This window comes from Pantoea sp. Nvir, assembly GCF_009829915.1.
Taxonomy (GTDB): domain Bacteria; phylum Pseudomonadota; class Gammaproteobacteria; order Enterobacterales; family Enterobacteriaceae; genus Pantoea.
Genome location: NZ_SZZW01000004.1, coordinates 46,202 through 70,711, shown reverse-complemented (window position 1 = coordinate 70,711; position 24,510 = coordinate 46,202). Strand labels below are relative to the sequence as shown.

The 24,510-nt window shown below is 43.4% G+C and carries 18 protein-coding genes and 1 pseudogene; 10 read left to right on the top strand and 9 right to left on the bottom strand.

Going from position 1 to position 24,510, the window contains the following annotated elements; all coding sequences use genetic code 11:
* Position 1: 1 nt before the first annotated feature.
* From mraY to ilvI, 8 genes are all read right to left on the bottom strand, one after another.
* Complete coding sequence (gene mraY, locus FD729_RS03680; RefSeq protein WP_159931937.1) at positions 2 to 1,084, bottom strand: phospho-N-acetylmuramoyl-pentapeptide-transferase; 1,083 nt, start codon at positions 1,082 to 1,084, stop codon at positions 2 to 4.
* Positions 1,078 to 2,436 carry a UDP-N-acetylmuramoyl-tripeptide--D-alanyl-D-alanine ligase gene (gene murF / locus FD729_RS03675; protein ID WP_159931936.1) on the bottom strand — a complete coding sequence of 453 codons (1,359 nt, stop codon included), beginning with the start codon at positions 2,434 to 2,436 and terminating at the stop codon, positions 1,078 to 1,080. Before murF ends, mraY begins: the two co-directional genes overlap by 7 nt.
* Complete coding sequence (murE, locus tag FD729_RS03670) at positions 2,433 to 3,920, bottom strand: UDP-N-acetylmuramoyl-L-alanyl-D-glutamate--2,6-diaminopimelate ligase (protein WP_159931935.1); 1,488 nt, start codon at positions 3,918 to 3,920, stop codon at positions 2,433 to 2,435. The genes murF and murE overlap by 4 nt, the downstream gene beginning before the upstream one ends.
* Positions 3,907 to 5,700: a peptidoglycan glycosyltransferase FtsI gene (ftsI, locus tag FD729_RS03665; RefSeq protein ID WP_159931934.1), complete on the bottom strand. Its 1,794-nt coding sequence runs from the start codon at positions 5,698 to 5,700 to the stop codon at positions 3,907 to 3,909. Before ftsI ends, murE begins: the two co-directional genes overlap by 14 nt.
* On the bottom strand, positions 5,684 to 6,037 hold the full coding sequence (ftsL, locus tag FD729_RS03660; RefSeq protein ID WP_159931933.1) for a cell division protein FtsL: 354 nt from the start codon (positions 6,035 to 6,037) through the stop codon (positions 5,684 to 5,686). Before ftsL ends, ftsI begins: the two co-directional genes overlap by 17 nt.
* The gene (gene rsmH / locus FD729_RS03655) at positions 6,034 to 6,975 is read right to left on the bottom strand and encodes a 16S rRNA (cytosine(1402)-N(4))-methyltransferase RsmH (protein WP_159931932.1); all 942 of its coding nucleotides are present in this window, start codon (positions 6,973 to 6,975) and stop codon (positions 6,034 to 6,036) included. The genes ftsL and rsmH overlap by 4 nt, the downstream gene beginning before the upstream one ends.
* Before the next feature lie 1,432 nt (positions 6,976 to 8,407).
* Positions 8,408 to 8,902, bottom strand: a complete 495-nt coding sequence (gene ilvN / locus FD729_RS03650; protein ID WP_159931931.1) for an acetolactate synthase small subunit — start codon at positions 8,900 to 8,902, stop codon at positions 8,408 to 8,410.
* Between the two features lie 2 nt (positions 8,903 to 8,904).
* Positions 8,905 to 10,629 (bottom strand): acetolactate synthase 3 large subunit, encoded by a 1,725-nt coding sequence (gene ilvI / locus FD729_RS03645; protein WP_159931930.1) that lies wholly within the window; start codon positions 10,627 to 10,629, stop codon positions 8,905 to 8,907.
* Between the two features lie 837 nt (positions 10,630 to 11,466).
* On the opposite strand from ilvI, the gene leuA reads away from it, so the two are divergent.
* The 10 genes and pseudogenes from leuA to apaH all read left to right on the top strand — a co-directional run bounded on the left by leuA (position 11,467) and on the right by apaH (position 23,923).
* The gene (leuA, locus tag FD729_RS03640; RefSeq protein ID WP_159931929.1) at positions 11,467 to 13,026 is read left to right on the top strand and encodes a 2-isopropylmalate synthase; all 1,560 of its coding nucleotides are present in this window, start codon (positions 11,467 to 11,469) and stop codon (positions 13,024 to 13,026) included.
* On the top strand, positions 13,023 to 14,117 hold the full coding sequence (gene leuB / locus FD729_RS03635) for a 3-isopropylmalate dehydrogenase (RefSeq protein WP_159931928.1): 1,095 nt from the start codon (positions 13,023 to 13,025) through the stop codon (positions 14,115 to 14,117). Before leuA ends, leuB begins: the two co-directional genes overlap by 4 nt.
* A gap of 4 nt (positions 14,118 to 14,121) precedes the next feature.
* On the top strand, positions 14,122 to 15,519 hold the full coding sequence (leuC, locus tag FD729_RS03630; protein ID WP_159931927.1) for a 3-isopropylmalate dehydratase large subunit: 1,398 nt from the start codon (positions 14,122 to 14,124) through the stop codon (positions 15,517 to 15,519).
* Between the two features lie 13 nt (positions 15,520 to 15,532).
* The gene (gene leuD / locus FD729_RS03625; protein WP_159931926.1) at positions 15,533 to 16,138 is read left to right on the top strand and encodes a 3-isopropylmalate dehydratase small subunit; all 606 of its coding nucleotides are present in this window, start codon (positions 15,533 to 15,535) and stop codon (positions 16,136 to 16,138) included.
* Positions 16,139 to 17,111: 973 nt separating this feature from the next.
* On the top strand, positions 17,112 to 19,490 hold the full coding sequence (gene lptD, locus FD729_RS03620; protein WP_159931925.1) for an LPS assembly protein LptD: 2,379 nt from the start codon (positions 17,112 to 17,114) through the stop codon (positions 19,488 to 19,490).
* Positions 19,491 to 19,539: 49 nt separating this feature from the next.
* Positions 19,540 to 20,841: pseudogene (gene surA / locus FD729_RS03615) on the top strand (peptidylprolyl isomerase SurA); the annotation flags it as partial.
* Positions 20,831 to 21,823, top strand: a complete 993-nt coding sequence (gene pdxA / locus FD729_RS03610; RefSeq protein ID WP_159931923.1) for a 4-hydroxythreonine-4-phosphate dehydrogenase PdxA — start codon at positions 20,831 to 20,833, stop codon at positions 21,821 to 21,823. The pseudogene surA and the gene pdxA, both read left to right, overlap by 11 nt.
* A complete protein-coding gene (gene rsmA / locus FD729_RS03605) occupies positions 21,816 to 22,637 on the top strand; it encodes a 16S rRNA (adenine(1518)-N(6)/adenine(1519)-N(6))-dimethyltransferase RsmA (protein WP_159931922.1) in 822 nt (273 codons plus the stop codon). The genes pdxA and rsmA overlap by 8 nt, the downstream gene beginning before the upstream one ends.
* Before the next feature lie 3 nt (positions 22,638 to 22,640).
* Entirely contained in the window at positions 22,641 to 23,018 is a 378-nt protein-coding gene (gene apaG / locus FD729_RS03600) for a Co2+/Mg2+ efflux protein ApaG (RefSeq protein ID WP_159931921.1), read from the top strand.
* 53 nt (positions 23,019 to 23,071) lie between these two features.
* Positions 23,072 to 23,923: a bis(5'-nucleosyl)-tetraphosphatase (symmetrical) ApaH gene (gene apaH / locus FD729_RS03595; RefSeq protein WP_159931920.1), complete on the top strand. Its 852-nt coding sequence runs from the start codon at positions 23,072 to 23,074 to the stop codon at positions 23,921 to 23,923.
* A 43-nt stretch (positions 23,924 to 23,966) separates the two neighbouring features.
* On the opposite strand, the gene folA is transcribed toward apaH, so the two are convergent.
* Entirely contained in the window at positions 23,967 to 24,446 is a 480-nt protein-coding gene (gene folA, locus FD729_RS03590; protein WP_159931919.1) for a type 3 dihydrofolate reductase, read from the bottom strand.
* Positions 24,447 to 24,510 lie beyond the last annotated feature (64 nt).

Genomic DNA, 24,510 nt, shown 5'->3' with positions numbered 1-24,510 from the left:
ATTAACGTACCTTTAGTGTAGCTAGGCCAATTAGTACAAGAATCAGCGAAATTATCCAGAAGCGCACGATAACCCGTGGCTCTGGCCAGCCTTTCAATTCATAGTGATGGTGGATTGGTGCCATACGAAAAATACGTTGACCGCGCAATTTGAACGATCCCACCTGCAGAATGACCGAGAGTGTTTCCACCACAAACACTCCGCCCATAATTACTAGTAAAAACTCCTGACACAGTAGGACTGCGAGAGTACCGAGTGTACCGCCTAGAGCTAACGCTCCTACGTCGCCCATAAAAACCTGTGCCGGATAAGTGTTGAACCATAAAAATCCGAGTCCTGCACCAACAATAGCGGTACACACTATTACTAGCTCACCTGCGTAACGCAGATAAGGAATATGCAGATACTCAGCAAATTTAACATTACCGGTCGCCCAGGCCACGAAGGCAAAGCCTGCCGCCACGAAGACAATCGGCATAATTGCTAAGCCATCCAGCCCGTCGGTAAGGTTAACAGCGTTGCTAGTACCAACGATAACGAAGTAAACTACTACCACATAGAAGCAATCCAGTTGAGGCATGATATCTTTGAAAAAAGGCACTACCAACTGAGTCGCAGGTGTGTCTTTACTAGTAAGATAAAGGCCGAATGCTACACTCAGCGAAATTACTGACATCCAGAAATATTTCCAACAGATGATTAGCCCCTTGGTGTCCTTACGCACTACCTTTCGATAGTCATCAACGAAGCCGATAATGCCGAAGCCTACCAACACAATAAGTACCCACCAAACATATGGGTTTAAGGGATAAGCCCACATCAGTACTGAGATGATAATCGAGGTTAGAATCATAATTCCGCCCATGGTTGGCGTACCGCGTTTACTGAAATGCGATTCCGGACCATCGTTACGCACTACCTGACTAATTTGTAATTTTTGCAGCCAGGCGATCAAATGTGGACCCATCCACAGGGAAATAAAGAGTGAGGTCAGTAGGCTAACAATGGCACGAAAAGTGAGATATAAAAAGATGTTGAAACCAGAATTTAGAGATATCAGATGTTCGGCCAGCCAGACTAACATATTCCCATCTCCTGTAAGTTCTGTACAACATGCTCCATGGCGGCACTACGTGAACCTTTAATTAAAACGGTTAATTCCCTATGTTCGGACAATAGCTTCCGTAAACGTTTAGTCAAAGCGGTTTTATTATCGAAATGTTCGCCAACCTCGCTGCTTTCGCTAATAATGGCACTACAGGTGCCAACGCTCAGAACGCGATCAACGCCTGCGGCTTTTACTGTTAACCCAACTTTACGGTGGCATTGTTCTGTTTCCTCTCCTAGCTCCGCCATGTCACCTACTACCAGTACGCGATATCCAGGCATATTACTTAACACCTGTGCGGCAACTATCATCGACCCAAGATTAGCATTATAGCTATCATCAAGTATCAGCTGATGCTTGGAGAGACGAATTGGAAAAAGGCGGCCAGGCATGGCCTGCAATTTTTGTAAGCCACTCTGCACATCGCTAAGCGAGGCATCAACTGACAACGCTAATGCAGCCGCTGCGAGTGCATTGGCAACATTATGAATACCAAGTAACGGCAGCTTAACCACGATATCCCCACAAGGAGTATGCATAGTAAAGTATGTACTATTAGTGCTAATAGCAATATCACGCGCAGTAAAATCACTATCGGCAGCCTGAGGTGAGAAACTCCATACTCTTTTATTATGCAAGTATTTTTGCCAACTGAGCCGATCGTTACTATCTGTATTGAAGATTGCGGTACCATCTGCCAACAGACCTTTAAAAATCTCTCCTTTCTCCTTTGCTACTCCCGCTAATGAACCAAATCCTTCCAAATGAGCAGCAGCTAAGTTATTCACCAACGCGCTCTCGGGACGCACCAAGTCAGTGATATAAGAGATTTCTCCTGGGTGATTCGCTCCAAGTTCAATAACCGCATACTGATGCTCCTTTGTCAGGCGCAGCAGCGTTATTGGCACTCCAAAATCATTATTTAGGTTACCAGAGGTATAGAGTGTTTCGCCGCACTGACGCAGGATAGCGGCAGTCATCTCTTTAACAGAAGTTTTACCAGACGAACCGGTAAGTGCTATAAAGCGAGCTTTTGAGTTCTGGCGTACCCAAGCAGCTAGCTTGCCTAACGCAATGCGCGTATCAGCAACTACTACCTGGGGGACAGAAACTGGTAAATATTTATTAACTAATAATGCCTTCACACCTCTTGCAATAGAGTCAAGAGCAAAGGTATGTGCGTCAAAGTGCTTGCCAATTAGCGCTATAAACAGGCTGTCCTGCGTCACTTGACGCGTATCGGTAGTGACATGAGTCAGGGTTAGATTACTGCCGTAAAGATCACCACCGCTGATTTCAGCTAAGGTTTTTAGGGAAACAGGGATCATTTTGCTACTCCTAACAACGCTGCAACTGTGGCGCGATCTGAATAATTCAGCCTAAAATTTTCTACGATTTGATACTCTTCATGACCTTTACCCGCCGCTAGCACAATATCGTCTGACTGTGCCTGCAAAATAGCGTTAGTAAGCGCTTGCATGCGACTGGCGATAACGCTCACACGATGTGGCTCAAGAAGCCCAGTTAAAATATCATTAAAAATAGCTTGGTGATCTTCGTTACGAGGATTATCATTAGTAATAATCACCATGTCTGCGAACTGCTCGGCGATAGCTCCCATTAACGGACGTTTGCCTTTATCGCGATCACCACCGCAACCAAATACACACCATAGCTTGCCCTTACAATGTAGACGTAAGGCTCCCAATGCTTTTTCTAGTGCATCTGGTGTATGGGCATAATCCACTACAACTGTCGGTTTGCCTGGGACACTAAACACCTCCATACGCCCGCATATCGGCTGCAGCTGTGGTGCTGTTTGCACTAGACTGGTGAGCGGATAATCAAGTGTTCGTAACGTAGCAAAAGCTAGTAGAAGGTTACTGATGTTAAACGAGCCCATCAGACGACTATTAATTTCACCTGCTCCCCAGCTTGAATTGAAGTAAATATACGCGCCGTTGTCATGATAAGTTATCTTATTGGCACTTACCCAGCGACCGCGATATCCTAATGGGAGATTATTCTTGATGGTGACAGCAACGACATTTGGTAAGGTCATCACCCAACGGCGGCCTACTGCATCATCAGCATTGATGATCATTTCACCCACACGATGCCTGGTAAACAGCAGCTTCTTAGCCGATTCATAAGCCTGCATATCACCGTGATAATCAAGATGATCGCGACTCAGGTTGGTAAATACGGCAGCAGAAAATGGTAGTGCCACAACACGATGTTGTACCAAGCCGTGCGAGGAAACCTCCATTGCAGTCAGCTTAGCTCCCTGCTGTAATAGTCTATGCAACACATGTTGAACTTCAACAGCTGAACTCGTTGTATTCTCTGTTTCAGTCAATTGTCCTAGCAAACCGTTGCCAACGGTGCCCATTATCGCGCTGGTGTCGCCTAGTTTTTGAACCCATTGCGCCAGCAGCTGCGTAGTAGTGGTTTTGCCGTTAGTACCGGTAACACCAACTATTTTTTGATTTTCCCCTGGCTGACCATAAAAGCGACCTGCCAATGCTGAAAGACGTTGCTGGAGCTGTTCTAGATAAATAACAGGTACGCCATTTATTTCACGGATATCTCCATCCATAGCTGCACCTTCTGCTTCCGCGATCACGGCAAATACACCTCGTGCGATCGCTTGTGGAATAAAATGCCTTCCGTCAGCACGATGTCCTGTAACAGCTATAAATACGTCACCAGTCGCTGATTTGCGACTGTCGAGTGTCATATTTTTCAAGGGAAGCGCCGGTGCGTTTGGCACCCATATGCTCAATAAATCTCGTAGATTACGATCTGACATTCGTGTTTTTATTTCTATGAGTTGCTAGTTTATTTTTATCACTAGGCAACAATGCATCCGGGCTAATGTTCATCGAACGTAAAACACCTCCCATAATAGTACTGAACACTGGGGCAGAAACTGTACCGCCATAATACTTACCGGCCTTTGGATCGTTGATTACAACTACCAAAGCGAAACGAGGATGACTGGCAGGCGCAATGCCTGCGGTGTAGGCAATATATCTATTGATATAACGGCCTTTCGGTCCGACTTTTTTTGCTGTCCCTGTTTTAATTGCAATGCGATAGCCTTTAATCGCTGCTTTAACGCCTCCGCCGCCTGGTAATGCCACACTTTCCATCATATGAATCACAGTTTTTACAAAAGATTCTGGGAAAATATGTTCACCTGCCACCGAGGGATAAGTCTTGGTGATCGACAGCGGTCGATAGATACCGTAGCTGCCGATAGTCGCATAAACACGCACTAACTGTAACGGCGTTACCATTAACCCGTAGCCGAAAGAAAAGGTAGCCCTCTCTATGTCAGACCACCGTTGTTTTTGAGGGTATAAACCACTACTTTCACCAACCAATCCTAAATTAGTTGGCTTACCCAAACCAAAACGCACATAAGTTTCTAATAGAGCTGAAGGTGGCATTGCTAATGCTAGACGTGAAACCCCAACGTTACTAGACTTCTGTAAAATCTCTGTAAGTGTTAATTTATTATAACGTACTACATCCTTGATTCTATATCCATTGACACGATAGGGCACAGTATTGAGTACACTATTTTCCCGTACGATACCGCGCTGAAGTGCTGTCATTACCACCATCGGCTTCACGGTAGAACCAGGTTCGAAAACGTCTGTAATGGCGCGATTACGCATCGTCTCTTTCGGCGTATTACTGAGGTTGTTGGGGTTGTAAGCTGGGCTATTTGCCATAGCGAGCACCTCGCCAGTCTTGATATCCACCAGCACAGCAGACCCAGATTCAGCTTTATTGAACTCAACGGCGTTACTAAGTTTTTGATAGACAAGTGTCTGTAAGTGTTCGTCTATGCTAAGAGTAAGATTATGCGCTGCGCGGCTATCTACTACGGAGACATCTTCAATCACGCAGCCATAGCGATCTTTCCGGACTGTACGTTCACCAGGTACACCAGTCAGCCATTTATCAAAACTTTTTTCGATACCTTCAATGCCTTGTCCATCAATATTAGTAAAACCAATTAAGTGAGAAGTCGCCTGAGCGGCTGGATAATAGCGGCGCGACTCTTCACGTAGATGTATGCCAGGTAGCTTTAAATTTTTAATATAATTACTGATCTCAGGACTAACTTGTCGCGCAAGGTAAATAAAGCGCCCTGTACCTTTAGATTTAATATTAGCTTTAACGCGCGTTGTCAGCTGATCAAACGAAATAGATAGTGCATCAGAAAGTGCTTTCCAGCGGTTGTCGAAAGTAACACCGCCTGCGTTATATAGATCATATAGCTCTTGAGGATCGGCCCAAATAGCATTAACCGGCACGCTGACGGCCAGGGGGCGACCGGCACGATCGCTGATCATACCTCGTACGGTGGGAATTGCTTGCACACGCAAGGAGCGTAGATCGCCTTCTTTAACCAGGTTGTCGGGACTGATAACTTGTAGCCAAGCAATACGCGATAGTAGACCACATAACGACATTAAGATACAGCTACAAATTAATTTAAAACGCCAGCTTATAAGGCTGGCTTTATTTTTTCTTTTTCTCAATTTTGGCCTTAGCATTTTACTTACGCCGCTCATGGCGATTTAGTATTTCTTCTTTCTGTATTAAAATGTTTTCCTGTGAGGGATCGACAGGCTGTAGCTGTAGCTTCTCGGTAGCGAAATGCTCTACCCAACTGTGATTGCCAAGAGCATTTTCTTCAAGTATCAGATTACGCCATTCAATGTCTAGCGCGTCACATTCTAAAATCAGTCTTTCATACTGCGCGGTTAACAGACGTGTTTCATGAGTTATGGTCACAACTATGACGGCCGAAACCAAAACCACAATCAGTAAAATTACTGGAATTTTGCCATATCGCAACAGATCGCCACCAATTAAACATGGCAAGCTATGAATTCTATTACCAATCATGCGGTAGTTTTCTCTGCAATGCGCAAGACTGAGCTGCGCGCGCGCGGATTATTGACCACTGCAGCCTCGTCCGGCATTATCTTGCTAAGTAGTTTCAACTGACATCCCCCTAGCGCCGAAATTTGCATATCGGTTATTGGTAAACCCGCCGGTACCTGTGGTCCTTGACTCTTATCGCGCATAAAATGCTTTACTAATCGATCTTCCAAAGAATGGAAACTGATAACGGATAATCGTCCATTTGGTGCCAAAATCTTTAATGTGCTCTTTAGCACGGTTTTAAGCTCTTCTAACTCACTGTTTATCCAGATACGAATCGCTTGAAAGCTACGTGTTGCCGGATGTTTAAATTTATCTTTTACTGGCATTGCCGCTGTAATAACCTCAGCTAGCTCTTTAGTACGCGTCATTGGTTTTTTGCAGTTACGCTCAAAAATGGCGTGGGCAATACGTTTGGCAAAACGCTCTTCACCATAAGTTTTTAGCACGCAAGCTATATCTGTTTTTCTTGCATGCATCAGCCATTCAGCGGCGGAAGACCCTTGCGTTGGATCCATACGCATATCTAGAGGCCCGTCGCGCATAAAGGAGAAGCCACGTTTAGCATCGTCCAGCTGTAGCCTTGACACGCCTAGATCTAGCAAGATACCGTCAATCTTTCCACTTAGTTCCAGTGCGTTAACATGATCGGACAAGGAAGAGAAAGTATCATGCACAATGGAAAAACGGGTATCCTTAATTTCAAAGGCAGTAGCAACGGCTTGTGGGTCGCGATCGATGGCGATCAGCCTTCCATGAGTACCCAGATGAGACAAAATCAAACGTGAATGTCCGCCACTACCAAAGGTACCATCGATGTAAATGCCATCTTTTCTGATATTGAGACCGCTAACTGCTTCATATAGTAGCACTGTGTTATGTTTAAATTTTTTCTGCATAGAGATAGACAAGCCTCGCATCTGTTCAGAGAAACACTCATCAGTTGATGGTTCCGCGTTAATATTCTTGACCTGTTAATAACTAGTTTCTTCATGCTACGGTTTGAATTTATTGAATTAGCTGAGTTTTACTTCTTTCATTAGGTAAATATTAAAGAAGGGTAAACTACCCATACCCTCTGGTACTTACTGGAATAACACAGCAGGATACTGAGCAAAATTCTAAATAGTTCATGCTAAATAAGCGAATAAGATAACCTTTTTTATGATTACTTAATATGGACAGTGCAAAAAACAGCTGATGAAGGACGCTTGTACATATCATCCTGGTCTTGAGATGTTCACTCCATCAGCATATTATACGTGACAACTCTTTGATATGGCTAGGATATTGAAGATAATCAACTTTGCTTCACTCAACATGATAGTTGTTCTTTCCTCAACTACCTAACTTTTATACATTATCCCACCTTTGTTTCCACATCATAAGTTTATGGAGGCGATGAAATCATTGTCAAGCAAAAGGACGGTGGGAATATAACTATTCACGGTAGCTAGTTTTACTAACTGAAAACCCGCTAATAATTATGGAAAAATTTAATTTTAAAAATTGATATGATAAATAATGAAAGAAAAACGATAATATATAAAAATTATCAAAAATAGTTGAAACAATTAATGTTAATATTTTCTACTTTCTTTTATGAGACAAGAGCCGTATTTGATCACATATATAAACGAAAGATATTCGTTACACGTGTAAAGTAAATAAGAATAGAATATGTTTAGACAAACGGGGTTAAGAAAAATGACTGATACCGAAAATTTATTCGGTAATGTGTGGTGGTTTGTCAACTTGAAAAATTTAATGAATATTAGTATGACTATTTAATATTCGAATGGGCTGGTTGGGGATTCTCATTAGTCCTAGTTGCTGTTTTACTGCTCATCTAACGAAGCCAGAACTAGCTTACACATTAATCTTTAAGATATGGCTCAAACAGCTTCTAGCTGCGGTCTATTCAAAACTGTTGCAATACTGTTGCAATAAATTAAATAAGTCAACAAGGTGCGGACCTCAACCAGCATAATTAGAAGAGATGTTCTGTTCTACTTAGTAGTAACGTTGAACTATAAAAGACGATAGCTATGCCCACTTCCACTGCTATCATCTGTTAGTTTTCAAATTGACACGATACTGCCGCACTTTTCATTAACGACGCAACCACTGGCATGCAATGCTCTATATGTCAACCATGCACTTGATTTCATATAATTATTTCACACAACTCTATACTTTACGATAACCTAGGTTGTTACAGTAATAACCAATAGCAGAACATGATCTGAGTAGCTTTTTTACTACATTTATTTTCGACCACAACCTAAAAAACTAGAATTATCCTAGTGTAAAAATGATGAGTGGCCGTAATTAACGCATGATACGATCGCCGCGAGAGACGCCTACGATGCCAGAGCGCGCTACCTCTAAAATTTCTGCAACTTCACGCACAGTTTTAAGAAAGGCATCGAGCTTGTAGCTAGTGCCAGCTAATTGAACCGTGTACAGCATCGGAGTTACATCGATAATCTGCCCGCGAAATATCTCAGCGCTACGCTTCACTTCTTCACGCCCATAACTACTAATTGCCTGCAGCTTTACCAGCATAATCTCACGCTCAACATAAGTGCTCTGTCCTAGTTCGCTGACACGTAGTACGTCAACCAGCTTATGCAGTTGTTTTTCAATCTGTTCTAGCACTTTTTCGTCGCCTACGGTCTGAATCGTCATACGTGACAGAGTCGGATCATCCGTTGGCGCTACCGTCAGGCTTTCGATATTGTATCCGCGCTGGGAAAAAAGGCCTACTACACGGGATAAGGCGCCAGATTCGTTCTCCAGAAGAACCGATAAAATACGACGCATAATTAAGTTCTCTCCGTTTTACTCAGCCACATTTCATCCATTGAACCTCCGCGGATCTGCATCGGATACACATGCTCGCCACTATCAACAGTGACATCGACGAAGACCAAATGACCTTTAGCAAGGGTATCGAGCGCCTGCTGCAACTTCTCTTCTAGCTCAAAGGGATGCTCAATGGCAATACCGACATGACCATAAGCCTCAGCCAATTGCACAAAATTAGGTAATGACTCCATATAAGACTGCGAATGACGACCTGAATAAATAATATCCTGCCACTGTTTTACCATTCCGAGGAACCGGTTATTAAGGTTCAGCACCAGCACCGGAAGATCGTACTGTAGTGCAGTAGAAAGCTCCTGAATATTCATTTGAATACTGCCATCACCGGTTATGCAGATAACCGTTTCATTAGGAAGCGCCATCTTTACTCCTAATGCGGCCGGCAAACCAAAGCCCATAGTACCGAGACCACCAGAGTTAATCCAGCGTCGCGGCTTGTCAAAAGGATAGTAAAGTGCTGCAAACATCTGATGTTGACCGACGTCCGAGGTAACATAAGCATCACCATTAGTCAGACGCCAAATTGTCTCGATAACTGCCTGAGGTTTAATAGCTTTGCTAGTGTGATCGAATGCTAGGCATTTACGACTTCGCCAACCTTCAATGCTCTTCCACCAGTCACGCAACCCATTGAGTTTTTGTTTTGTTTCGCTCTGCGCCAGCAACTCAAGCATCTGCTGCAAAGTTTGTTTTGCATCGCCTACAATAGGAATATCAGCTACCACAGTTTTCGAGATTGATGTCGGATCTATGTCGATATGTAGTATCGTTGCATGTGGACAATATTTATCTAAATTATTGGTAGTACGATCGTCAAATCGTACTCCCACGGCGAAAATCAGATCGGCATAATGCATAGCCATATTGGCTTCATAGGTACCATGCATGCCAAGCATACCCATCGATTGGTGATGTGTACCTGGAAACGCACCTAACCCCATTAGCGATGTAGTGACCGGAATATTAAGTGTCTCTGCTAGATGCCGCAGTTCTGCCTCGCATGCTGAGGTAATGGCACCGCCACCAGCGTAAATCACCGGTTTATGCGCAGTAAGCAAAGTATTTAAGGCGCGTTTAATCTGTCCTTTATGCCCTTGAATCTTAGGATTGTAGGATCGCATGCTAACTGCGTCCGGATAGACGTAGGGCAACTTATTGGATAAGCTAAGAATATCTTTTGGCAAATCGATGACAATTGGCCCAGGACGACCACTAGATGCCAACCAGAAGGCTTTTTTCAGAACGATCGGAATTTCTTCGGTGTTTTTCACCAAAAAACTGTGTTTGACCACAGGACGAGAAATTCCTACCATATCGCACTCCTGAAAAGCATCGTATCCAATCAACGAAGAAGGTACCTGACCCGACAGGACTACTATTGGAATCGAATCCATATAGGCAGTGGCGATACCAGTTATCGCATTTGTTGCGCCGGGACCGGATGTTACCAGTACTACGCCGACTTCACCCGTTGCACGCGCTAAGCCATCTGCCATATGCACGGCGCCCTGCTCGTGACGCACAAGTACGTGATCGATGCCGCCTACAGTTTGCAACGCATCATAAATATCCAGTACCGCGCCGCCCGGATAACCGAATACTTGTTTTACGCCCTGATCGATCAATGAACGGATGATCATTTCTGCTCCTGATAACATCTCCATTTTTTGCCTCCAAGCTTAGGAACTCAATCCACGACTATCGCTGTTTCAGCGTGCCACTGGCTCCTGCTTCATATTTCACCAGTCAAGATCAAAAATTTATGTCTATGTGCAGATAAAAGAAATAATTTCCGTCATCAAGATATATAAAATCTGATTGGTTGATTTTTTTAAGAGTTGGTTAATTACCATAACTGTAGAAAACTACATAGGCAAACGTTAGATTTGCCGTTTATCATTCAATCCGGCTTTGAAGCTTCTACGTAATGAGTGAGCCGTGTGAGAAATGATCTCATAAACTTTGATTTAACTAGAAGAAAATATTGAGGAAGTAAAAATTTTTAGCGGTTTATAAGAAATCATTAAAAATTAATCTATTTCTTTTTCACCTTTCTATTCCTTAGATAGAAATTCAATAGAAAAGATCTATAATAAATAAAGAAAAATATTCCTATCTTCAAAACTTAAGACTCTTAAAATTATCTGAATAAATAAGTTGTTGCTAAGCTAGTTTATTCCATAGTAAATTACTCTAAAGTTGTTTAAATAAAAGAATTTTTTAAAAGTCATGGAAAATATTCTTCTAAATTATGGTTGACATCCCATTTTTATTCCAGTACCAATATGAACATAGCAAAATTAAAGAGGTTCAAATCCATGTTGCATTTATTCCACGTGATCGATCTGCTATTTGTTAATTTATTTAGTTTATGTGGATCGGCTCATGGGCAGAATTAAACACTGATTTGAACCTGCTGGAAATAAAAAAAACCCGTGTCTGGCGCGGGTTTTTTTATGCTCGTTACATAGCGCTGTTAACGCACAAGAAGGATGAATAAGATGAGCCAGCAAGTTATGATTTTCGATACTACTCTGCGTGATGGTGAACAAGCGTTACAGGCCAGTCTAAGCGTAAAAGAAAAATTGCAGATTGCACTTGCACTGGAGCGCATGGGAGTTGATGTGATGGAAGTCGGTTTTCCAATCTCTTCTCCCGGAGACTTTGAATCTGTACAAACGATTGCTCGTACCATTAAAAAAAGCCGTGTCTGCGGGCTGGCACGTTGCGTTGAAAAAGATATTCATGCCGCTTATGAAGCTCTTCGTGTGGCAGACGACTACCGTATCCACATTTTTATCGCAACGTCGCCTATTCATATCGCCACTAAATTGCGTAGTACTCTACCAGACGTAATCGAGCGTATAGTATATATGGTGAAGTACGCGCGCAATTATACCAATGATATCGAGTTCTCCTGCGAAGATGGAGGACGCACACCGATTGACGATCTATACCGCGTAGTGGAAGCGGCGATTAACGCGGGCGCTACTACCATCAATATTCCTGATACCGTGGGTTATACCTTGCCAGGTGAATACTCTAACATCATTAGTCAGATTATTAATCATGTGCCCTATATCGATAAAGCTATCCTATCTGTTCATACCCATAATGATTTAGGCATGGCGACTGCTAATGCATTAGTTGCCATACAAGCAGGCGCACGTCAGGTCGAAGGCACAATGAACGGGTTGGGCGAGCGCGCCGGCAACTGTGCACTGGAAGAGGTCATTATGGCAATTAAAACTCGTCAACAGATCTTAAACGTGCACACCGATATCAATCATCATGTAATCTATCGCACCAGCCAAATTGTAAGCCAGATTTGTAATATGCCAATCCCAGCGAATAAAGCCGTAGTTGGTTCCAATGCCTTTACGCACTCATCAGGCATCCATCAAGACGGCGTGTTGAAAAACCGCGAAAACTACGAAATTCTAACACCGGAGTCTATCGGCCTGCACACAATACATTTGAACTTAACCTCTCGTTCTGGCCGTGCAGCGGTGAAATATCGTATGGAAGAAATGGGCTATAAAAAAAGTGATTACAATTTAGACTTACTGTATGACGCTTTCCTAAAGTTAGCCGATAAGAAAGGCCAAATATTTGATTATGACTTGGAAGCACTAGCCTTTATTAATAAACAAAATGAAGAACCAGAATATTTCCAGCTGAACGAGTTCAACGTACATACCGGTTCTAGCGTAACGGCGACTGCATCGGTGCAATTGTACTGTGGTGGTAATATTAAATCAGACGCTGCTACTGGCAATGGCCCGGTTGACGCGCTTTATCAAACTATTACTCGTATCACAGGTTTTGAAGCTGATTTGATCAACTACAAGTTGACTGCGAAAGGCCATGGAGAGAATGCGCTAGGTCAAGTAGATATAGTAGTGAACTACAACGACCGTAAATTTCATGGCGTTGGTCTAGCGACTGATATCATCGAGTCTTCTGCCACAGCGATGGTTAACGCCCTAAATAATATCTGGCGCGCCAAAGAAGTTGAGAAAGAATTGCAGCGCAAATTTCAAAAGGACACAGTGTCATGAGATCGAAATCTTCCCATATCGCAGTATTACCTGGCGACGGTATAGGCCCTGAAGTCATGGTACAAGCCCTAAAGGTGTTGGAAGCTATTCGTAAACGATTTGATATGCGCATTACCACTAGTGAATATAACGTTGGCGGCATTGCCATCGAGCGTCACGGCGAACCGTTGCCACTTTCTACCATTGAAGGATGTGAGCAAGCCGACGCAATCTTGTTTGGCTCAGTTGGTGGCCCAAGGTGGGAGAATCTACCTTCTGCCTCTCAGCCGGAGAGCGGTGCACTGCTGCGACTGCGAAAACATTTTAAATTATTTAGTAACTTACGTCCAGCTGTGCTATATCAAGGTCTGGAATCGTTTTGCCCATTACGTGCAGATATTGCAGCTAAAGGTTTTGATATTTTGTGCGTGCGAGAGCTGACAAGTGGCATTTATTTCGGTCAGCCGAAAGGACGCGAAGGCAGCGGAACGCATGAACGCGCCTTTGACACCGAAGTTTATCACCGTTTTGAAATTGAACGCATTGCCCGAGTTGCTTTTGAAGCAGCGCGTAAACGTCGCAATAAAGTTACTTCTATAGACAAAGCTAATGTGCTTCAAACCTCAGTTATGTGGCGCGAAATTGTAAATGAAGTGGCAAAAAATTATCCGGATGTACACCTAAGCCATATGTACATTGACAATGCTACCATGCAATTGATTAAGGATCCATTACAGTTCGACGTGCTACTTTGCTCTAACTTGTTTGGCGACATTATATCTGATGAATGCGCGATAATCGCTGGCTCAATTGGAATGTTACCGTCGGCCAGCCTCAATGAAGAGAGTTTTGGTTTATACGAATCGGCGGGTGGTTCTGCACCAGATATCGCCGGACAGAATATTGCCAACCCGGTAGCTCAGATCTTATCACTTTCACTACTACTACGTTATAGCCTGAATGCGGATGCCGCTGCTTACAGTATCGAGAGTGCTATCAGTCATGTGCTAGAGGCAGGCTATCGCACTAGAGATTTAGCTGGCAACAGCCCCTCCGTCACAACGGATGAAATGGGCAATATCATTGCCTGCTGTATCGCTGAGGGAATATAAAGTAATGAAAAATTTATACCAAAAATTGTTTGATTCACACGTCATTTATGAAACGCCAAATGAAATGCCTCTGTTATATATCGATCGTCACCTAATCCATGAAGTGACATCGCCACAGGCCTTTGATAGTTTGCGTCTGCACAACCGTAAAGTACGTCAGCCATCGAAAACATTCGCTACTATGGATCACAATGTTTCGACCCAGACTAAAGATATCAACGCCTCCGGCGAGTTGGCGCGTATTCAGATGCAGAAGCTTATGAAGAACTGCGCCGATTTTGGCGTGCAGCTCTACGATCTAACCCACCCCTTGCAAGGCATAGTGCACGTTATCGGACCTGAGCAAGGTATAACATTACCTGGTATGACCATTGTTTGTGGCGATTCACATACCACCACGCACGGTGCATTCGGTGCACTAGCTTTTGGTATAGGGACCTCCGAAGTTGAACATGTGTTCTCTACACAGACTTTAAAGCAGGGGCGTGCCAAGAGCATGAAAATAGAAGTACTAGGGAATGCTGCACCAGGTATTACCGCCAAAGATATTGTGCTAGCGCTTATTGGAAAGACTGGCAATGCTGGTGGTACTAGCCATGTCGTGGAGTTTTGTGGCTCAGCCATACAAGCACTAAGTATGGAGGGGCGCATGACGCTGTGCAATATGGCGATTGAGATGGGCGCTAAAGCGGGCCTGGTAGCGCCCGACGATACTACTTTAAACTACTTAAAAGGCCGTCCGTTCGCACCGCGAGATAAAGAATGGAAGGAGGCTGTAGAATACTGGCGTACCCTAAAATCTGACGAAGGAGCGCAGTATGACACCGTCATAACCCTAAACGCCGCCAATATTGCACCTCAGGTAACCTGGGGGACAAACCCGAGTCAAGTTATCGCTGTAGATCAATTAATTCCTAACCCTCGCTCCTTCCCCGATCCAATTAAGCGCAACTCTGCTGAAAAAGCTCTATCTTACATGGATTTGAAGCCTGGCATCCGTTTGACTGACGTGACAATCGATAAGGTGTTTATCGGTTCCTGTACTAATTCGCGTATTGAAGATTTGCGTGATGCGGCGGCTATTGCTAAAGGTCGTAAAGTTGCACCAGGTGTCTTCGCGATGGTAGTACCGGGCTCTGGACCAGTAAAAGCACAGGCAGAAGCAGAAGGTTTGGACAAAATTTTCCTCGAAGCAGGTTTTGAATGGCGTTTACCTGGTTGCTCTATGTGTCTAGCGATGAATAACGACCGTTTGAATCCTGGCGAGCGCTGTGCCTCAACCAGCAACCGTAATTTTGAAGGTCGTCAGGGCCGCGGTGGACGCACGCATCTGGTCAGTCCAGCAATGGCCGCAGCGGCAGCTGTTTCTGGCCATTTTGCAGATATACGTGATCTAACATAACAGGAGATTAGTCATGACGAATAAATTTACTCATCATAACGGCATTGTCGTTCCACTAGACGTGGCGAACGTTGACACCGACGCCATCATTCCCAAGCAGTTTTTGCAGAAGGTGACTCGCACCGGCTTTGGTATGCACCTATTTCACGACTGGCGTTTTGAAGATGACGCCGGTACAGTACCAACCCCTAGTTTTATACTAAATAAATCGGAATTTCAGGGTGCCAGTATTCTGCTCGCGCGTGAAAACTTTGGTTGTGGCTCTTCACGTGAACATGCACTGTGGGCGCTGACTGATTTTGGCTTTCGTGTAGTAATTGCGCCGAGTTTCGCAGATATCTTTTATGGCAATAGCTTTAGCAACCAACTTCTTCCGGTTCGTCTCTGCACCGAGCAGGTTGAAGAGATGTTTAAGCTGGTCGATGCTCACCCTGGCATCCGTTTTACCGTTGACCTTAAAGCGCAGATGGTGGATGCAGGCAATAAAGTTTACTCTTTTGATATCGACAACCTTCACCGTCACTGCATGCTGAACGGTCTTGATAACATAAGTCTGACACTACAACATGAGGCTGCTATTTTTAATTATGAACAGAACCAGCCTGCGTTTTTGAATTAAGTGAATAGAATGGAAGAATAGAAAAACCAGAGAGTCCATGATAGCACTTGCCACAGAATGCTATTCCGCAACACGCTCAATAACTTCTCAAAAACATGAAAGGTAACTCATAGTGTCCCTGTGTGAAAATGCGATCTATAAATAGCGGTATTAAATAAAGGGCTATAAAGTGTACCCATGCAGCATCTTAATTTTCCTTGAAAGAGAAATACAGTGTTTCAGGATATGAACCTTATATCTTATAAGAGTAGACACTGATTAGGTCAACGCGCACTGGTGCGAAGGGAGTATCATCACCGATAGTTGAGTAATATGAAGTAAGCTAGCTGGCTACTGAATATACTATCCCTTCTCCTCATATTTACGTATTAGTAATTATATACATGTGTGGCTGCGGTATTCTTCCTCCCCATTTTTTTATCAATTAAGAAGAAAAAAATAGAAATATGCGCACATCATGGTGGTAAATAAGCCCCGCTATCTGTCGTTAGTTCCCGATCTTCGTCTTGTGGAAAACATAAAAAGACAGTCGCGTATTCGCGGAACGTAAAAAAGCTATGAACGTATAGTGGCATATCGGCAGAATATCCACTCTTTTATCCTCTGCCGATATGCCACTAGTTGATCAGCTGTCTCAAGCAGTGGTTGTACGTGCGTGGTGCGCCGAGGTAAATCTAATTTAGACGACTGCTCTGTTCTGGAGCAGTCGTCCTTTAAGAACTAATTTATTAGAAATATACACATACACTCATTCACCCAGTAATTTCTCAATAACTTTTATCCACTAGAATAGAAACTGTTTAATTCGCCATGCGCGTGGCTGATAATTCCACTACTATACCTGTTACTTATCCCAGGATCTAACATCAATGTCAATATACAGAATTTATCATTATCGCAAAACTGAACAGTATATTAATTTCCTACTCAAATTGGCATTATGCCAATTTTCATGGAATTCTCGATACAACGTATGAAAAAACTTATAACTACCATATTGGTTAGCGTAGCGATTTCCAGTCAGTCTGTTCTAGCGGACGATCTTATGTCGCAGTGTATGTTTGGAGTACCACGGTTCAACCGACCACTGGTTACTGACCAGACAAATGAGTGGCCTGTCACGATCCACTCTGATACAGCTAAGTCAAAATATCCTGACTACACGGTATTTACAGGAAATGTAGATATTCAGCAGGGGGATAGCCTCCTGCATTCGGATGAAATACAGCTACATCAGCGACAACAGCAAGGGCAAAAGACACTAATTCGTACCATCGACGCGATGGGGAATGTTCTCTATGCCGATAATAATATTGTTCTCAAAGGTCAGAAAGCTTGGTCAAATCTGAACAACAAAGATATCAACGTCTGGAATGGCAATTATCAGATGGTAGGTCGCCATGGATATGGCACCGCTGATTTGATAAAACAGCGCAATAATAACCGCTACACCATCCTTGAAAACGGTAGCTTCACCTCCTGTCTACCTGAAGACAATAATTGGAATATAGTAGGCTCTAAGGTAATCGAAGATCGTGAGGAAGAGGTGGTAAAGATCTGGAATGCTCGCTTTAAATTGCATTCAGTACCGATTTTCTACACCCCCTATTTACAGTTACCGATTGGAAATCGTCGACGTTCTGGGTTCCTAATACCGCACGTGAATTATGGTAGCAGTAAAGGTTATGAGTTTGTGCTGCCCTACTATTGGAATATCGAATCACGGGCAGACGCCACAATTATACCACACTATATGTCAAAACGTGGCATTCAACTAGAAAATGAATTCCGATATCTGACTCACTTCGGCGCAGGCTTGATGGAATTTGATTATCTTCCATCAGACGATCAGTATCACAAAAATAAAGCAAGACGCGGCATCGGGACAGATGAGAGCGATGACCGCTGGTTTTTTTACTGGCAGCACAATGGCGTATATAATGAGCATTGGCGCTTAAACACTGATTACAGTAGGGTGAGCGACCCTTACTACTTCAACGATCTTAATTCGAAATATTACAGCTCAGCTAACGGCTATACAACGCAGAAATTCAGTATCGGTTATGCTGCCGCAAACTGGGATGCTACCCTCTTTAGTAGGGATTTTCAAGTATTTAGAGATACGAGCAAATATAATATTTATCGCGCACAACCACAGCTTGAATTAAATTTCTACCAGAAGGGTATTGGTCCTTTTGACGGGCGCATTTATGCGCAAGCAGTGAAGTTTACTAACATTAATAAGAAGAAATATGAAGCAATACGCTTACATATAGAACCAACGCTTGATTTACCGCTCTCTAACAACTGGGCCAACCTAGATGCTCAATTTAAATTTTTCGCAACGTACTACCATCAAAACTCTCTGGATTACTATAACGCTATTGGGGGGGGGGGTATTGAAAACAATGAAAGTAGGAAATTGAAGAGCTCTGTAACCCGTACTATACCGCAATTGAAGATCAATGGGAGTCTGTTTTTTGACCGCAGCATGGACTGGAATGCAGGTTACACTCAGACTTTAGAACCACGCGTTCAGTATCTTTATACTGCCTATCGTAACCAGAGCAATATCTATCCTTACGACTCAACACTGTTGCAGACTGACTATACGAGCCTATTTAGAGACCGGCGCACCTATAGCGGATTAGATCGTATTGCATCTGCCAATGAAGTAGCTATGGGCGTTACCACACGTATTTATGATCAAGATATGTTTGAACGCATTAATTTTTCAATTGGTCAAATATATTCATTGACCCCTTCACGTACCGGTGTCAATCAGACTAAAAGAGAAAACAAGGGTATAGGCAGCCTAATGTGGGCCGGCGACACCTATTGGAAATTTAACAATAGTTGGGGTATGCATGGCGAACTACAATATGATTCTCGTTTTGAGAACATCTCGCACGGCAATGCTGTACTGGAGTACCGTCGTGATCCAGATCGTATTTTACAATTGAACTATCGCTATGGTAACCCCGAATATATGTCTACCTTACTTAACGACTCCTTGCTCACGAACAACCCAATATATGAAAAAGGAATTTCACAAGTAGGCGGCACAGCTAGTTGGCCGATTGTAGATAACTGGTCAATGGTGGGAGCGTATTATTATGATACGCGCAATAGCAAATTAACTTCTCAGCTTATTGGTCTTCAATATAGCTCTTGCTGCTACGCTTTACGCATTGGCTACGAACGCAAGATTAATGGTTGGGAAAACAACGACAGTAAGTATGACAACCAAATCTCATTTAATATTGAGCTGCGTGGTTTAACCACTGGTTATGGGTCAGGTATCGACCAAATGCTGAATAACAGCATCATCCCTTACCAACGTGCCTTCTGATATTGTGATATCTAATTGATTATTACCGCAATGCAGAAACAAAAATGGGAAAATTATGAAGAATTGGATAACGCTGATTCTAGGTGTTATGGTAATTGTCAATGCTGCGTTCTCAGCACCACAATTGGTTGATAAAGTAGCTGCTATTGTGAACGATAGCATCATTCTGGAAAGTGAAATAGAGCATATACTACACCTTGTAAGGATACAATCGCGATATGCTGGCCAACAATTGCCGGATGAAAAAATATTACGTCAAGAAGTACTTGAAAAGCAGATTATGGACAACATAATTTTACAGATGGGTGAAAGAGCAGGCCTACAGATCAGCAATCAGCAACTTGACCAAGCGATCACAATGATTGCTATGAATAATCACATAAATATTGAACAGCTGCGTAGTAGCTTAGCCTATTCCGGTATAAATTATAGAGAGTATCGAATGCAAATTCGTAAGGAGATCTTGATAGCCAGAGTACGCGACGACGCAGTGCGTCGTCGCTTTAATATCCTTCCACACGAAGTAAATATGCTCGCCCGGCAGATAGGCGAAGAAAATAACCAGGATACCGAGCTAAATGTCAGACAAATTTTTCTGCCTCTGCCGGAAAATGTGTCACAGCAGCAAATAGAAGATCAGGCAATACTAGCTAAACAGTTAATAACCGACCTAAAAAGAGGTATGGATTTTGATAAGTTAGTGGTTATTCACTCCCTTAGTCCAATATCGATAAGAAATAGTAATATGGGATGGGAAAAACTTGAAGATTTCCCAACCATTTTTATAGATGCGCTGTCAACCGCTAAGAAAGGCGATATCATCGGACCAATCTATTCCAGATTCGGTTTGTATATTCTAAAGGTTAATGACTTAAAAGTTGCGAGTAAAAAATTTGCAAAAACCGAATGGCGTGCACGCCATATTATGCTGAAGTTGTCTCCAGTTATACCCAGAGCCCAAGCGAAGATAAAACTAGAAAACATTGCCTCTGATATTCGCAGCCGCAAGATCACTTTCGTAGCTGCTGCGAAAAAGTTCTCTGAAGATCCACAGTCTGCTCAATACGGTGGTGACCTAGGCTGGTTCTCACCGCAAGATCTTGACCCTGTTTTCTACGAGACCTTGCTGCATTTGCAGAAAGGTCAGGTCAGCCAGATATTTTATTCCTCTATTGGCTGTCATATTATTCAACTTCTCGATGTGCGTCAAATAGATCAAAGGGATGAGGAGCAGAGGGAGAACGCTTATCGCATGCTATTCAACCGCAAATTTAACGAAGAATCGCAGTCTTGGATGCAGGAACAACTTTCTGAATCTTATATAAAGATTCTGTCCCACAATGATCAGTAACTTGCGTATTGTCATTACGCCCGGTGAACCTGCCGGGATTGGTCCAGATCTTACTATTCAGATGTCCCAGCAGAGCTGGCCTTTTGAACTAGTAGTATGTGCGTCGCCGCAAGTGATGCATAAACGCGCCTCTCTCTTAGGTGTGCTACTAACTCTGAAAGAATATCAGCCCGATGTTACAGCGCAGCCACAGCAAGCAGGTACATTGACCATTCTTCCTATTAAGACCGCACAGCCAGTGACCCCAGGCGTTCTTGAAACAGCTAATAGTCCCTATGTACTCGCAACTTTAGCACGTGCTTGCGACGGCTGCCTTAACGGCGAATTCGCAGCCTTGATCACAGGTCCAGTTCATAAAGGTATAATAAACGATGCGGGCATCCATTTTACCGGACATACCGAGTTTTTCGCAAATCGTGCAGGTAGTCATCGCGTGGTGATGATGCTAGCAACGGAAGAGCTGCGTGTAGCACTGGCGACAACGCATCTGCCATTAAAAGATGTTTCTTCAGCCATTACACAAAATAGTCTGCAGGATATAATTATTATTCTGCATCGTAATCTACAGCAAAAGTTTGCTATCCCACAACCACATATTTTAATTTGCGGGCTTAATCCCCACGCGGGTGAAGGAGGGCATATGGGGCGTGAAGAAATTGACATTATTATTCCAGTGTTGAATATGCTTCGTCAACAAGGTATTCAACTAACCGGTCCGCTTCCTGCAGATACCCTTTTTCAGCCAAAATATTTACAGCATGCTGATGCAGTGCTGGCAATGTATCATGATCAGGGTTTACCAGTGTTAAAATTTCAAGGATTTGGTAATGCAGTAAATCTCACACTTGGCCTGCCATTTATTCGTACATCCGTTGACCACGGCACTGCACTAGAACTAGCCGGCTTAGGTCAAGCAAAAGCGTCCAGTTTTATTGCGGCGCTTAATTTTGCCATCACTATGATCAAGAGCAGTAATGAATAATCGTGTTCATCAAGGATACTATGCTCGTAAACGTTTTGGGCAGAATTTCCTGAAAGATAATAATGTTATAGAAAATATTGTCACCGCTATACACGCACAATGTAGCGAAGAGCTGGTCGAAATAGGTCCGGGCCTTGGTGCTCTGACCGAGCCTATCAGCCAATATCTTGACACTTTAACAGTAATCGAACTAGATCGTGACTTAGCCACGCGTCTACAAAAACATCCTTTCCTCAGTGCTAAGCTGACCATCTACCAGCAGGATGCAATGACTTTTGATTTTTCTCTTTTGGCGCAGCAAAAAGGCCAGCGGCTGCGAGTGTTTGGCAACCTACCATACAATATTGCGACACCGCTAATGTTTCACCTTTTCAGCTATACTAGCTCCGTTAAAGATATGCATTTCATGCTACAGAAGGAGGTAGCTAACCGTCTTATCGCTAAACCAGGCAGCAAAGCCTACGGCCGCCTTAGCGTGATGGCGCAATATTATTGCCGAGTAATCCCGGTTCTTGAAGTACCGTCGTACGCTTTTACGCCTCCGCCTAAAGTTGAGTCGGTAGTAGTACGTTTAGTTCCTTTTGTTGAACTACCGTATCCGGTGATTGATACGTACATCCTAAGCAACATCACTATCGAAGCTTTTAGTAAGCGCCGTAAGACATTACGCAATAGTCTTGGGCATCTTTTTTCTCTCGACACGCTAGACGTGCTAGGTATTGATGCAAGATTACGAGCGGAAAATGTCACGGTGGCACAATATTGCCAGTTAGCCAACTGGTTGAAGATGCATCAAAATAAATATTGGGAGTAATACATGAGTGAGTCGGCCCGGATCTCTATTCAGGCACAAAGCCTCTATATTGCGTCTCAATCCTCGCCAGAGGAGGAACGCTATGTATTTGCCTACACAATGACTATCCGCAATCTAGGCCGGAACGCAGTTCAATTAAAGGGACGTTACTGGATAATCACTAATGGCAATGGACGAGAAACCGAAGTTCAAAGCGAAGGAGTCGTAGGAAAACAACCGGTCATTGCACCGGGTAGTGAGTTTCAGTATACTAGTGGTGCAGTTATCGAAACACCGATAGGCACTATGCAAGGTCATTATGTAATGCAGGATGAAGAAGGCAAAACTTTCCACGTCGACATTCCTGTTTTCCGCCTTGCATTAGAAACCCATATACACTAATTTCGTGATTTTTTATATAGATATATGCTGGTTTTTTATTTAGGATGATTTTCATGAGTACGTATCTAGTTGGAGATATCCACGGCTGTTATGATGAACTACGAGCCTTATTGAAGCAAGTAGAATTTACGCCTAAACAGGATACGTTATGGCTTACTGGCGATCTAGTGGCACGTGGTCCAAGGTCGCTTGAGGTGTTGCGCTATATAAGATCACTAGGCTCAAGCGTGCGCATGGTACTAGGCAATCACGATTTGCATCTGTTGGCGGTATTTGCCGGTATTAGTAGCAATACCTTGAAGGATCGCCTGAGAGCGCTGCTGCAAGCAGAAGAAGCAAATCAATTAATTGACTGGCTACGTTGCCAACCTTTACTGCAGGTGGATAAAGAGAAAAAGTTAGTAATGACGCATGCTGGCATTACGCCACAGTGGGATCTTGAAACAGCTAAAGCTTGTGCGTATGAGCTTGAGTCAGTCCTTGCAAGTGATCGCTATCCGATATTTCTAGATGCAATGTATGGAGATATGCCAAATCATTGGACACCGGAGCTTAAGGGTTTATCACGACTGCGCTTCATCGCTACTGCCCTGACACGCATGCGTTTCTGTTTTCCCAATGGACAACTCGATATGCACCTGAAGGAAGCACCCAATTTCGCGGTGCCGCCACTAAGGCCATGGTTCGCAATTCCTAGCAAGTTGCCTAACGGTTACACCCAGATTTTTGGTCACTGGGCTTCTTTGGAAGGCAAAGGCACACCGCAAAGTATTATCGGGTTAGACACCGGCTGTTGCTGGGGTGGTGTATTAACATTATTGCACTGGGAAGGCCAACGTTATTACACTCAGGCCTCTAACTGCCATCAGATGAAGGATATCGTTCCAATGAAATATTCTTTTTAGGAAACGCGCTGAAAAAGAACTTTGTCTCTGACAAAGTCAACGCTTAACAGCGTTCAAGAATTTCGAAACGGTAGCTGTAAGAATTCTGCTCGTCTACATTATGCAACTCGCTAAAGGTTGAGTGCCACTCTTCTAGTTTATAATGAGGAAATTGCGTATCTCCTTCCACTTCTACATTAATATGGGTAAGGTATAGGCGGTGAGATTGCTTAATCATCTGCTCATATATCCGTCCTCCACCAATTACCATAATCTCCGTTACGTTGCCTACTTCTTTAATTGCCTTATCCAGCGATGTCATCCAAGTGACGCCTTCCGCGATACCTGGCTGGTGGCTAACCACAATATTGAGCCTCCCAGGAAGCGGGCGACCAATAGATTCAAAGGTTACACGACCCATAATTACAGGCTTATTTAATGTGTTACGTTTAAACCATGCTAAATCTGCCGGTAATTTCCACGGTATGGTACCTCTTATACCAATAACTCGTTCCGCTGCTAGTGCCGCGATCAAACTAATCATGTTAAAAAACTCACAGATAAGAAATTGGCTTATTTTACTTAAGTAAAGGCGATTTATTCTTTCG